The sequence below is a fragment of the Brevibacillus sp. SAFN-007a genome (assembly GCF_051967035.1).
Taxonomy (GTDB): Bacteria; Bacillota; Bacilli; order Brevibacillales; family Brevibacillaceae; genus Brevibacillus.
Map to the genome: position 1 here is coordinate 103,162 of NZ_JBQCKK010000012.1, position 11,766 is coordinate 114,927.

Consider the following 11,766-nt stretch of genomic DNA (forward strand, 5'->3'; position numbering starts at 1 on the left):
CGATTGGAACAGAGTGACGGAACCTGATACGGTGAAGGGAAAGAACAGGAGGTGGCTGTATGGAGCAGCCTGAACCGCTCGGTGGTTGCCGTCATGTCCGCGATGCCGCCCGCCGCTTACGCGCATGCCTGTGTATGGGCCGATGGCACGACGGTCAGTCTCCGATGGCTGATGGAGGATTACGTCGCGCATATGGAGCACCATCTCGGGCAGCTGTCCAGACAACTTGGCCAGGACTAGACGATAGACTTCGATTCCGTTTGGGGAAGCCCGGCGAGAACAGAAGTGACGATGTGCACCGAGTCAAATTCGCCCTCGGATGCGGCGATGATCGGCGAGGGCTTGGCGAAAAGCAGCCCGTTGATTTCCGCCACAGTCAGCCCTTGCCCGTGCAAGCGCAAGATTTCCCCTTGCAGCTGGAGCAAATCGTCCAGCTTGCGCATAAGCAAATCTTTGCCTTTTGCCATATAGCCGGCATGAGCGCAATACATCGCTTGAAAATCGCGGGTGAGGACGCGGCGAATCGATTCGATCAGCAGCGGGATGGATTCGTCGCGCAAAATAACTTTTGTCTTCGTTCCGAGAAACAGGTCGCCGGCAAACAGGCGGCCTGTTTGCTTGTCGAACAGGGCGACGTGGTCGTGCGCATGCCCCGGCGTATGGATGACCTCCCAGTCGACAGTGCGGGAGTGAAAAGCTTCAGCGAGCGGCCGGGCGGCAAAAGGCTCGCGCATTCCCCAGACAAGCTGGCGGTACAGCGGATAGTCGGCGGGCCTGGAGCATAGCTCCACGCCTTTTTCGTGGATGTAGACCGGGACGTTTTGACTGCGGACAAGCCACGCTGCGTTTCCGCTATGATCCTCGTGGCTGTGCGTCAGGACGACGGCGTCGAAGGAAACCGCTGAAAAGCGGGCGATCAGGTCGGCGGCAAGCGATTGCGGCCCGGTATCGACCATCATCCCGTCTGTGACATACACATGGATTCCCCACTCGCGGCCTGCTCTCTTCACAACCCCTTCCAGGCATAGGACATCTTCATGCTGATGGACTTCTATCACAGGAACACCTCCATTTTCTCCCTGCCGAAACTCGTACTGCCCACATAGGAACACATGCTCATTATACTATTGAATGATTATTCAGTCATTTCTCAATTTCTTTTCCTCGCCCGTCGATCGTGTATGATGGTTAAAGAATGGATACGGACAAGAGGTGAAAAGATGAAGGCAATGCCTATTGATGCGGTGCTGCCGGAGTTGATGGGAGCGCTTGCGGCAAGCAACAGCGCCGTTCTGGTCGCCGCTCCGGGAGCAGGGAAAACGACCAGGGTGCCGCTCGTTTTTCTCGACCAGGACTGGCTCCAGGAAAAGCGCATTCTCATGCTGGAGCCGCGGCGACTGGCAGCGCGAGCGGCGGCAGGCTACATGGCGCGGCAGTTGGGAGAGCAAGTGGGAGAGACGGTCGGATACCGGGTCAAGCACGATACGCGAGTCGGCCCGCGGACGCGAATCGAAGTCATCACCGAAGGAATCTTGACGCGGATGCTCCAGGACGATCCGGGGCTTGCGGGCGTCGGCCTGCTCATTTTCGACGAGTTTCACGAGCGGAGCCTGCATGCGGATTTGGGGCTGGCACTAAGTCTGCAGGCGCAAGGCTTGTTTCGCGAAGACCTGCGGATTTTGGTCATGTCCGCCACGCTGGCGGCGGAGCCTGTTGCCCGCCTGCTGGGGGGTGCTCCCGTCATCGTCAGCGAAGGCAGAGCATTTCCCGTCGAGACGCGTTTTTTACCAAAGCCGTGGACGGGCGCGGTCGAGGAGGCAGTCACCCGCACCGTCCTGTCGGCATTGGCGGAGGAGGCAGGGGATGTACTGGTGTTTTTGCCGGGCGCCAAGGAAATTCGCACCACGCAAGCCTTGCTGGCGAAGAGCGCTCTTTCTGCCAACGTGCGCGTCTATCCGTTGTACGGGGCGCTTGCACAGCACGAGCAGGATGCGGCGATTCAGCCGGGCAAAGCAGGCGAGCGAAAAGTGGTACTCGCCACTTCGATTGCGGAAACAAGCTTGACGGTCGAGGGCGTGCGCATCGTGGTGGACAGCGGGTGGAAAAGGCGGCCGCGCTTTTCTGCGCGCACCGGGATGACGAGGCTGGAGACGGTGCGGGTATCGCGGGCCGCAGCTGACCAGCGCAGGGGGAGAGCAGGCAGGCTGGACACCGGTGTTTGCTATCGGCTGTGGACGGAGCAGGAAGACCGGATGCTCACGGCGCACGAGCCGCCGGAAATCATGGAGGCAGACCTCGCCCCGCTCGCCCTGGAGCTGGCAGCCTGGGGCGTAGCAGACGTACAGGAGTTGCACTGGCTCGATAGGCCGCCAGAAGCGTCTCTGGCCCAGGCGCAGGAGCTGCTCCAGCAGCTGGGGGCGCTGGACGGGCACAGGCAGATTACGGCGCATGGCCGGGTCCTGGCCGGGATGGGCCTGCATCCAAGGCTTGGGCACATGATTCAAAAAGCGGGCAAGCTTGGGCTTGGCGAGCTGGCGTGCGAGCTGGCCGTTCTGCTGGAGGAACGCGATATCGCCAGGGGACGAGCGGCTTTTGCCGATGCGGATATCGTGTCGCGGGTGGAGCTGTTGCGGCTCGTCGCCGGAACGAAAGGAGCCGCGCGCGCTGCCGGGGACGGACAGGCGGATGAAGCGCTGTGCAAACGACTGTGGAGCGAAGCCGCGCAGCTCAAACGGCAGTGGGGAGGCTCCGGGACGGCCCAAACGGCCGAGGACGTCAGGCAGACGGGCAGGCTCCTCGCTTTTGCCTACCCCGACCGGATCGCCCAGCGCAGGGAAGATGGCCGTTACTTGCTGCAAAATGGTCGCGGCGCGACGTTTGCCGCTGCACAACCGCTGGCGTTTGCGCCCTATGTGGTCGCTCCGCTTTTGGACGATCAGGGGGCGGACAGCCGGATCATGCTGGCGGCAGCGGTGGAGGAAAGCGACCTGTATCGCGACTGGTCCGGGCAAATCACGGAGGAGACGACTGTCTGGTGGGATCGTTCCATTCAGGCCGTACGCGCGCGCACGCGCAAAAAGCTGGGAGCTTTCGTCATGCGGGAGGGGGCAGCAGAAGCAGACCCGGACGCGGTGCTTTCGGCGCTGCTTGCGGGCATCCGGACGGAGGGGCTGGAGCTGTTGCCCTGGAACCGTCACGCCCGTCAACTGCGGGAGCGGATGCAGTTCATGAGCGGCCTTTTCCCGGGATGGCCGCGGGCGGATGACGAAGCCTTGCTCGATACGCTGGAGGAATGGCTCGCGCCGCATGTGTACGGCATGCGCAAAAAAGACGAGCTGCACCAGCTGTCCATGTCGACCGTGCTGGAAGGGATGCTCAACTGGGAAGAGCGGCAGCAGTTGGATGAGTATGCACCTACGCACATCACCGTTCCCAGTGGCTCGAAAATCCCGATCGATTACAGCGATCCCGCTGCGCCATGTTTGTTTGTCCGGCTACAGGAGCTGTTCGGCTGGCAGGATACGCCGCGTATCGGTCGGGGCAGGGTGCCGCTGACGCTGCACCTGCTCTCTCCGGCGCAGCGTCCGGTACAGGTGACGCGAGACTTGGCCAGCTTTTGGCAGCACGCGTACTTCGAAGTAAAAAAAGACTTGAAAGGCCGCTACCCGAAGCATTACTGGCCGGACGATCCGCTCGCCGCCATTCCGACGAACCGGGTGCGCCCAAAGAAATAGTACATGGGGGCTTGCAGGTATGCCGCTTTTATAGAGATCGAACCAGAAAAAGCCGAGGTGCACAGCCAGGCTCAGGGCGATATTTCCCAACTTCCTAGTACCATGTGCGCAAGTCGGCTTCCCACTGAAACTTTCGCGCGGCATGCCTCCGTCAGGAAGATACCGCGATTCACGTACTACCCTCTCTATTTTCCTTGGGGCTGCCTCTTTGTCGGGCAGTCCTTTTTTTGTACAGGATGGCTGGCGTCAATGGCTCGGCGCTCCAGGCTTTCTAGCGGTTCGGGCTGTTTCCCCATCTGTCCCGATAGATCAGCTGTTGCAGGTCCTCCCGCTTTGCCCATTGGTGCAGCTCCAAAAGCGGCCGCTCCGGGTAATGATCGGTATAGCCGATGGACAAAAGCGCGACCGGATCAATGTGCGGCGGGATGTGCAAAATGCGGCGCACGTCGGCCTTCTTGTAAAAGCTGACCCAGCCCATCGCCAAATCTTCCGCGTAGGCGGCGAGCCACATGTTTTGAATGGCACAGCTGACCGACATGATGTCCGTCTCGGGAATCGAATTGCGCCCGAGCACGTGATCGCCGCCCCGCGTCGGGTCGCAGGTGACGCAGATCGTGAGCGGAGCTTCCTTGATGCCCTGGATTTTCAGCGCGAGAAAGGCGGTTTCGCGCTCCGTCCCTTCGTAGTGGATGGCGAGCGCGCGCCGTTCCTTGTCCGCACAGTCTGCCAGCTCCTGCTTGGTCAGCTCGTCCTCTACGAGAATAAAATTCCACGGCTGCATGAATCCGACGGAAGGGGCGTGATGGGCAGCGGCCAAAATCATGGCGATTTTTTCCGGCGGGATCGGATCCGGGCGAAACGTCCGTATATCGCGCCGATTGCTGATTGCCTTGTACAGACCGGTTTTTTCTTCCGGGGTCAAACGCTTCATGAACAAAACCTCCCTGTTCGCTTCGGCTTTCTCTCATTTTACTGATCCGCACGATCATGTCCAGACATTTGCCTGACATATTCATGTCCTAGGCTATAGGGGGAAGTCCTGTCCGTTTTCGAGGGGAGAGAAACTGGAATGACCAACATCTTGATCGTGGAAGACGAGTTGCCCATCTCTCGGGTGTTGAAAGCGTACCTGGAAAAGCATCAGTTCCGCGTCGAACAGGCGTTTAACGGGGACGAGGCCCAGCGCAAGTTCGATGCGTTCAATCCCGCGCTGGTGCTGCTCGACGTCATGCTGCCTGGCCGGAGCGGGTGGAGTCTTTTAGAATACATACGGTCTAAAAGCTCCTGCCCCGTCATCATGCTGACGGCGCTGGGGCACATCGACAACAAGCTGGCCGGATTGAATCAGGGAGCGGATGATTATATTACCAAGCCGTTTATCGCCGATGAAGTCGTGGCCCGTGTCAAGGCGGTGCTGCGCCGTCCCAAGCAGATTATCGAGGGAGATCATGTCAAGCAGTTCGGCAGCCTGAAAATCGACTTCAAGGCGTATACAGTCACGCTGCATGGCATTGAGCTGGCGTTTACGCCAAAAGATTTGTCGCTGTTTCTGTTTCTTGCCCAGTACAAAAACCAGACGTTCACCCGCGAGCAGCTGATCGAGCAAGTGTGGGGCATGGATTACGAGGGCAGCGACCGCGCCGTGGACCTGGCGATCAAGCGCATTCGCCGCTCTCTGGAAAACTGGCCCGCGTCCGAAGGGGAAATCCGCACGTACCGTGGCTTGGGTTACAAGCTCTGCGTCTATGAGTGAGAAAAAGCGCATCTCCCTGTTTCGCTATTGGACGACCCGCTACGTCATCACGCTCTGCATCGGCCTGTTGGTCATCGGCATCGCGTCCAGCTACTGGATCAACTACAGCGAAAAGCAGAGGCGGCTGGACTTCATGCGGCTGATGGCGGCGGAAGTCTCGGACCGGGTGGTCGATGCCAACGGGCAAGTCATCCTGGCACCTTTTCTGTTCCGTCTGCTCGACAGCCGCCAGGAGTCGCTGCGCGTCAATTACAAGCCGTTCATGGTCATTTTGGATGCCGAGCATCGCCCGGTGTTTGGCGGACCAGGGCCGTTCAGCACCGAGCTGAGACGGATGGCCCGCGACCTGGTGGAAGCGGATGAGCGCATGACGCAGGTAGAGCTGGGGCGTGGAGAAAAGCTCTTGTTCGTGAAAAAAAGCATCCAGGTCAACCAGCAGACGGCGGGCTGGGTCATGCTGTTTACGCCCATGCGCGATTTGACGCGCAGCACGACGGAGTTTCAGCTGCTGTTCATCATGCTGCTCAGCCTGGGGCTGCTCGGCTGGCTGGTCATCTACCTGTTGACGAAAAAGCTGGCGACGCCGATCAAGGACGTGGCAGAGGCGGCCAAACAGATCGTCATGGGGAATTACGACATTCACCTGGAAAAAGACAGACGCGAGGATGAGATTTACGAGTTGATCCACTCGTTCAAGGAAATGGCGGATCGGCTGCGGCAGCTGGAGTTGATGCGAACCGAGCTGTTGGCCGGAGTGACGCATGAGCTGAAAACGCCTGTCACGTCCATCAGCGGGCTGGTGCAGGCAGTCAAGGATGACATCGTCGGCGGCGAAGAGGCCAAGGAGTTTTTGGAGATTTGTTCGAAGGAAACGGCCCGCCTGCAAAAAATGGTCGAGGATTTGCTCGACTTCAATTCTTTTGCCGTAGGCGATATCCGCATTCGCCGCGAACAGCAAAACATGTACGAGCTGGTGCAGGAAATTACCCATCAGTGGCAAATCGTGCAGGAGGCGGAGCAGATTGAGTTGTCGATCGTCAGGCCGGAGGAGCCGATCATCGCCAGCACCGATCCGCTGCGCGTGCAGCAAATCTTGTACAACCTCTTGAACAACGCCGCGCAGGCGATGGATTCGGCCGGAAAGATCGTCGTGACGCTGTCGCGGACAGGCGATGAGATTCGCATTGATGTCAAGGATACAGGCACGGGCATCCCGGAGGAGGAGCAGGTGCTTATTTTCGAGCGCTTTTACCGGGGAGCGGACAAGAAGCATACCGTCCGCGGTCTCGGGCTTGGCTTGTCGTTTAGCAAAATGATCGCGCAGGCGCTGGGGGGCAAGCTGCTGCTTACCGAAAGCAGCCGGGCAGGAAGTACGTTCACGCTGCTGTTGCGTGACTAGCCTTTTCGTTTTACGCAATCGACCATGCCGATCGGCTGGTCGATTTTTTTGTCTGTTGCGAAGACCAGAAGCGATGACTTTTCCCTTTGCTCCCCTTCCCCTGACTTTTCCCTGACGTATTCGTTCCGTATAGTGATCGCAGCAGGGAAGACGAGCCTCTTCCCCCATCATGAAGCAAAAGGCAGGAGGATGAGCTGTGACGCAATCGGAGAAAAAGCAGACGTTGTTTTCGGGAGGGCGAAATCGCAGGAAAAAATGGCTGATCGTCGGACTGGCTGTCGCGGCGATTGCGGGGGGAGGCGTGTTCGGCTACCGGACGCTTTTCACCCCGGAGCGGGCGCAGGCAGCGTATCAGGTCGTCACGGTCAAGCGGGGCGATGTGTCGGAAACCGTGCTGGCGTCCGGAACCGTTCAGGCTTCCAAGCGCTCCTCGCTCTCGTTTTCAGACGCGGAGGATGCGAAGGATGCGATCTCGACGATCCAGGTGAAAATCGGCGACCACGTAAAGGCCGGGCAGGTGCTGGCGACGATGGATGATTCCGTTGCCAGAATGCAGGTGACCAACGCCCAGGCGAACCTTTTATCGGCACAAGCGAAGCTGGAGGAGGCGCAAAAGCGCAAGAGCGCGGCAGAGCTCTCTTCGTTGCAGGCGGCAGTCGCCCAGGCGAAAAACGAGCTGGAACTGGCGAAGCAAAATATCGACGGGCAAAAGGCGACGAACGATCTGGCCAAGGCGAAGGCTAATCTCGACAACGCCCAGAAGACGTTTGATTCGCAAAAGAAACTGTTTGAGGCAGGGGCCATCTCGCAAACCGAGTACGACAATGCACAAGACGCTCTGGAGCAGGCGAAGCGCGATTACAGCACGGCTGTGCTGGCAGCGGAAGAGACGCGCTCGCAGGCAAGCGTAAAGGTCGAGCAGGCACTCGCCGCCTACCAGACGGCACAGGAGGCGCTGAACGAAGCGAACGAAGGGCCGGATTCCGCGACGATTCTCGCGGCGAAGGCGGCGGTCGAGCAAGCGAAGGCCGAGCTGCAAAAAGCGCAAAAAGCCTTGAACGCCGTGACGCTGCGAGCGCCGATGGACGGGGTGATCGTCCAGGTGAACGGCAATGTCGGCGAGGTGCCCGGCAATGATTTTATCATGATGGACAATTCCAACTCCGGCGAGCTGGAGGTGCTGGCCCAGATCAGCCAGAGCGATATCGGAAAAGTAAAGGAAGGCTTGCCTGTGTCGTTTACGACCAGCTCGTACCCGGATGAGACGTTTACGGGCCAAGTCAAGCTGATTTATCCGGAGGCGAAGACCGATTCCGGCGTGACGAGCTATGATGTGCTGCTCTCGGTCACCAACAAGGACAGCAAGCTGAAGATCGGGATGACGATGAACGTCACGATCGAGCTGGGAACGCACAAGGATGTGCTGTACGTGCCGGCCTATGCCTTGCAGACGCAAAACGGCAAGGACGGCGTCTACCTCTTGTCCGGAGACGGAGACGGCGCCGGAGCCAAGGACGGTGCAACCGGACGGCCTGCGAACGAACCATCCGCAGCCGAAAAGTCCGAGGCCAAGCCGGAGGCGGGAGCGCAGCAGGCCGGGCAGACGGGCGAGCGCACAAGCGCGAGAGAGGGCAGACTGGCTGCCATGCCGTACCAGTTCGTGCCGATCAAGATCGGCTTTTTTGCCGCGGATCGGGTAGAGGTGCTGGAAGGATTGCAGGAAGGGGACAGAGTCGTCATTCCGATCAGTACAGGCACAAGCTCGTCGTCGACCAATCAGAACGGTGCCCGAATGGGAGGCGGAATGCCCGGCTTCGGCGGCTTCCCGGGTGGCGGAGGCGTCGTGCCGATGAGGGGACGATGAAAAGATGAGACCAGTCATACAAATCGAAGGGCTGAAAAAGCAGTATCAGATCGGCGACCAGGAAATTTGGGCCTTGCGCGGCGTCAGCCTGACGATTGAAAAAGGCGACTTCGTGGCGATCATGGGGCCGTCCGGCTCGGGCAAATCGTCGATGATGAACGTGATCGGCTGCCTCGACAAGCCGACGTCGGGGGAGTTTTACCTGGATGGCCACCCTGTTTCCGAGGCGCACGATGATGAGCTGGCGGAGATTCGCAATCAGAAAATCGGCTTTGTTTTCCAAAACTTCAATCTGCTCCCGCGCACGACAGCGGTGGAAAATGTGGAACTGCCGCTCTTGTACGGCGGCACGCCTGCCAGAGAGCGCAGGGAGAAGGCGATCCGGGCGTTGGCCAGCGTGGGACTGGCCGATCGGTTGAACAACAAGCCGAACGAGCTGTCAGGCGGCCAGCAGCAGCGGGTATCGATCGCCCGGGCGTTGGTCAACGATCCGGTCATTTTGCTGGCGGACGAGCCGACTGGCGCCCTGGATACCAGGACGAGCGAAGAGATCATGGGCATTTTCCAGCGGCTGAACGACGAAGGCAAAACCGTCATCCTCGTCACGCATGAGCCGGATATTGCCGAGTATGCCAGGCGGATTGTCCGTTTTCGTGACGGCCAGATCATCGCCAATGAAGTGGTCAAACAGCGCAGAAGAGCGTGGGCAGAGGAAGTGAGAACATGAGCTTGATCGAGTGTGTACGCATTTCGTTTCGCAGCATCCGAGCGAACGGCTTGCGCTCCGTGCTCACGATGCTGGGCATTATCATCGGGGTGGCGGCGGTCATTGCGATGGTCGCCATCGGGGAAGGCACGTCCTCCTCTGTCGCCTCGCAGATCAACGGCCTGGGCAGCAATCTGCTGATCGTTTCGCCGGGACAGGCGACGCAAGGACGGGTCAGCCTCGGGGCCGGGTCGCTGAACACGTTGACCATGGCGGACGCAGAAGCGATCGGCAAGCAGGAATCCGTGGCGGGAGTCGCCCCGAGCGTCAACGGCCGCGCCCAGATCGTCTGGGGCAGCAACAATTACTCCAGCATGCTGGAAGGGACGACCGCCGATTTTTTGCGCGTGCGTAATGCAGAGGTGGCGCAAGGCCGGTTTTTCACCAACTTCGAGGTGACGCGGCAGTTTAACGTGGCGGTCGTAGGGACGGAAGTTGTCAGCAACCTGTTCAAGGGCGCGACGACGAACCCGGTGGGGCAAACCGTGCAGATCAATCGCGTGCCGTTTACGATCATCGGCGTGCTGAAAAGCCAGGGAAGCTCCGGCATGACCAATAACGACGACAGAATCCTCATCCCGATTACGACCGCGATGAGCCGCTTGACCGGAGGCAAAAACGTCAGTACGATCTACGTCTCGGCAGCTTCTGCCGACACGATGGATGCGGCGCAGCAGGCGATCCGCCAGACGCTACGGGCCCAGCACAACCTCCGGCCGCAAGCGGCGGACGATTTTCGCATCACCTCCCAATCCGACATTCTCAGCACGGCGCAGGAGGTGTCCAGCTCGATGACGGCCCTCTTGTCCGGCATTGCGGCGATCTCGCTGATTGTCGGGGGAATCGGGGTGATGAACATCATGCTCGTTTCTGTGACGGAGCGGACGCGCGAAATTGGGATTCGCAAGGCAATCGGAGCCAAGCGCCGCGATATTTTGCGTCAGTTTTTGATCGAGGCCGTCACGCTCAGTCTGATTGGCGGCATGATCGGCATTGCCATCGGAGTAGGCGCCGCGCTCCTGATCGGCAAGCTCGGCTCGCTTGCCACCTCGATCAGCGTGACCCCGATTTTGTATGCGTTTTTGACCTCGTCCCTGGTGGGCGTCATCTTTGGCGTCTACCCGGCGCGCAAGGCAGCCAAGCTAAAGCCGATCGACGCGCTTCGCTACGAATGAGTGTGTATATTTTCCCATTGGGGCATACTAGCTTCGGTGAGGTGTATGTGCTGATGGAAAAAAACGTCCAGTTTTCCGTACCGTGGCGAGAAGCGACACGCATTCTGAAAAGACTGAAAGCGGGAAATTTGCGGTTTCGCGTCAGGCAGTATGCGGAGAAGGCAGGGGTTGCCTTCGTCTTTTCCAGAGTGAGCGTCAGTCAGTACGTGTATTTGTACATCCTGTTTGGTCCGAGAGCCGCTCATGCGGTCAGCAAGGATACCAGGTAGACTGACTGGCGTCTCGTATAAGGGATCACCCGTTTTCCATTATTTCGCTATAAAACAAAACCTGACACTTTTCGATAAGAGAGTTTCATAGTACAATTCCAATATGAACGAACTTGGGGAAGTTCGGGATGGCGGTACCCAAACTGTGCAGGAGGGCCGCCTCTTTTTTTCAAGCGGGGCAATCTGCGGGGATGGTAGGGCAGTCGATCTGCTTTCGCGCCGCACCCCATCGTTTCGAAAGTGGATAGAATAGGTACAATTACCTAAACATACTGCTAGACTTCATAGGTATATCGAGCTAGAATGACAGTATTCACGTGAATACTTTCGTACTACCCTTTCCCAGGAGCGCATCCTGGGGTTTTTTTTCGTTTGCGAAAAACAGCAAAAGCTACGCAACGAAAAAAGAGGGTCGCTGTTTTACGACGATGGGAGTTTCGGAGAAAAGCTGCCTTTCAGCAAGGCGTCAATCAGCTGCTCCTGCGACAGCGAGATCGAGATGCCGGGATCGGGCAGATCGGCATGAAAGCAGTTTTCTTGATACAAATACCACAGGGAGCCAGTTGGCTGCAGCGAGTAGAGCAGCAGATTTTCCTTTGTTTGCTGGCCGATCCTGGCAATATCGCGCAAGGAAGTAAACAGTTCTCCCCACACGGGCAAATACGGCTTGGTTTTGGATTGGATAATGGCGCGGATGAGCTGTTGCTTGGCGAGGAAAAGAGCTTCGGTTACGTGGTTTTCCACAGAGGGCATAGCTTGTGCTCCTTTTTCTGAGCCTGTCGAAATACGGAGGATGTCAGACAGGC

Annotated in this window: 11 protein-coding genes; 8 read left to right on the forward strand and 3 right to left on the reverse strand. The window is 58.7% G+C overall.

Annotated features, from left to right (window positions below; all coding sequences use genetic code 11):
- Positions 1–51: 51 nt before the first annotated feature.
- Positions 52–240 carry a hypothetical protein gene (locus ACTHO6_RS14135; RefSeq protein WP_440242298.1) on the forward strand — a complete coding sequence of 63 codons (189 nt, stop codon included), beginning with the start codon at positions 52–54 and terminating at the stop codon, positions 238–240.
- Here the strand turns inward: ACTHO6_RS14135 and ACTHO6_RS14140 are convergent.
- Entirely contained in the window at positions 237–1,058 is an 822-nt protein-coding gene (locus tag ACTHO6_RS14140) for an MBL fold metallo-hydrolase (RefSeq protein WP_440242300.1), read from the reverse strand. The genes ACTHO6_RS14135 and ACTHO6_RS14140 overlap by 4 nt on opposite strands.
- A 162-nt stretch (positions 1,059–1,220) precedes the next feature.
- Between ACTHO6_RS14140 and hrpB the strand changes: the two genes are divergently transcribed.
- Entirely contained in the window at positions 1,221–3,734 is a 2,514-nt protein-coding gene (hrpB, locus tag ACTHO6_RS14145) for an ATP-dependent helicase HrpB (RefSeq protein ID WP_440242301.1), read from the forward strand.
- A gap of 271 nt (positions 3,735–4,005) precedes the next feature.
- On the opposite strand, the gene bluB is transcribed toward hrpB, so the two are convergent.
- Positions 4,006–4,665, reverse strand: a complete 660-nt coding sequence (bluB, locus tag ACTHO6_RS14150) for a 5,6-dimethylbenzimidazole synthase (RefSeq protein ID WP_440242304.1) — start codon at positions 4,663–4,665, stop codon at positions 4,006–4,008.
- Between the two features lie 138 nt (positions 4,666–4,803).
- Here bluB and ACTHO6_RS14155 point away from each other — a divergent pair, with 138 nt between their 5' ends.
- The 6 genes from ACTHO6_RS14155 to ACTHO6_RS14180 all read left to right on the forward strand — a co-directional run bounded on the left by ACTHO6_RS14155 (position 4,804) and on the right by ACTHO6_RS14180 (position 10,960).
- Positions 4,804–5,487 carry a response regulator transcription factor gene (locus ACTHO6_RS14155; RefSeq protein ID WP_440242305.1) on the forward strand — a complete coding sequence of 228 codons (684 nt, stop codon included), beginning with the start codon at positions 4,804–4,806 and terminating at the stop codon, positions 5,485–5,487.
- Positions 5,480–6,886, forward strand: a complete 1,407-nt coding sequence (locus ACTHO6_RS14160; protein ID WP_440242307.1) for an ATP-binding protein — start codon at positions 5,480–5,482, stop codon at positions 6,884–6,886. Before ACTHO6_RS14155 ends, ACTHO6_RS14160 begins: the two co-directional genes overlap by 8 nt.
- A 196-nt stretch (positions 6,887–7,082) precedes the next feature.
- Positions 7,083–8,750 carry an efflux RND transporter periplasmic adaptor subunit gene (locus ACTHO6_RS14165; RefSeq protein WP_440242309.1) on the forward strand — a complete coding sequence of 556 codons (1,668 nt, stop codon included), beginning with the start codon at positions 7,083–7,085 and terminating at the stop codon, positions 8,748–8,750.
- Positions 8,751–8,754: 4 nt separating this feature from the next.
- A complete protein-coding gene (locus tag ACTHO6_RS14170; protein WP_440242311.1) occupies positions 8,755–9,477 on the forward strand; it encodes an ABC transporter ATP-binding protein in 723 nt (240 codons plus the stop codon).
- The gene (locus ACTHO6_RS14175; RefSeq protein WP_440242313.1) at positions 9,474–10,691 is read left to right on the forward strand and encodes an ABC transporter permease; all 1,218 of its coding nucleotides are present in this window, start codon (positions 9,474–9,476) and stop codon (positions 10,689–10,691) included. The genes ACTHO6_RS14170 and ACTHO6_RS14175 overlap by 4 nt, the downstream gene beginning before the upstream one ends.
- A gap of 53 nt (positions 10,692–10,744) precedes the next feature.
- Positions 10,745–10,960, forward strand: coding sequence for a hypothetical protein (locus ACTHO6_RS14180; protein WP_440242315.1), 216 nt, complete (start codon positions 10,745–10,747; stop codon positions 10,958–10,960).
- 420 nt (positions 10,961–11,380) lie between these two features.
- On the opposite strand, the gene ACTHO6_RS14185 is transcribed toward ACTHO6_RS14180, so the two are convergent.
- Positions 11,381–11,713, reverse strand: a complete 333-nt coding sequence (locus ACTHO6_RS14185; protein WP_440242316.1) for a hypothetical protein — start codon at positions 11,711–11,713, stop codon at positions 11,381–11,383.
- Positions 11,714–11,766 lie beyond the last annotated feature (53 nt).